This window comes from Helicobacter apodemus (genome assembly GCF_000765745.2).
GTDB classification, from domain to species: Bacteria; Campylobacterota; Campylobacteria; order Campylobacterales; family Helicobacteraceae; genus Helicobacter_D; species Helicobacter_D apodemus.
The window spans coordinates 1-336 of the sequence record NZ_JRPC02000135.1 but is presented as its reverse complement, the minus strand read 5'-3'; the positions used below and the strand labels follow the sequence as shown (position 1 = coordinate 336).

The 336-nt window shown below is 37.2% G+C and carries 1 protein-coding gene; it reads left to right on the top strand.

The window, feature by feature from the left end; translation table 11 throughout:
* Nucleotides 1–27 precede the first annotated feature (27 nt).
* A partial coding sequence (locus tag LS72_RS10630; protein WP_138155367.1) for a hypothetical protein occupies nt 28–336 on the top strand: 309 nt, incomplete at its 3' end.

Genomic DNA, 336 nt, shown 5'->3' with positions numbered 1-336 from the left:
AAAGCATTAGGTTGTAAAGAAAATAAAATGGAAGAAAAAGGAGCTAACAATGAAAAAGCTCTCAAAGAAAATTCAAGAGAAGCTCTACACACTAGAGGGCATAATAATGCTAGTGAGTGTTCTTGTATGGGTAGCGGCAATCCCACTCTTTATCGGAATGATTTACCTAATGGTGGAGTAGAAACTAAAGAAAACAAAGAGCGTGAGTGGATTGCTTTAAGTGCAAAAGAAAAGGCACAAGCTAAACAAAGAGAGAGAATCTTACAAGACTATGAGAGTGCAAAACTTAGCGGGATAGCGGTGAAGCATTTTATAGAGCTTAAAAATAGGGAGGAT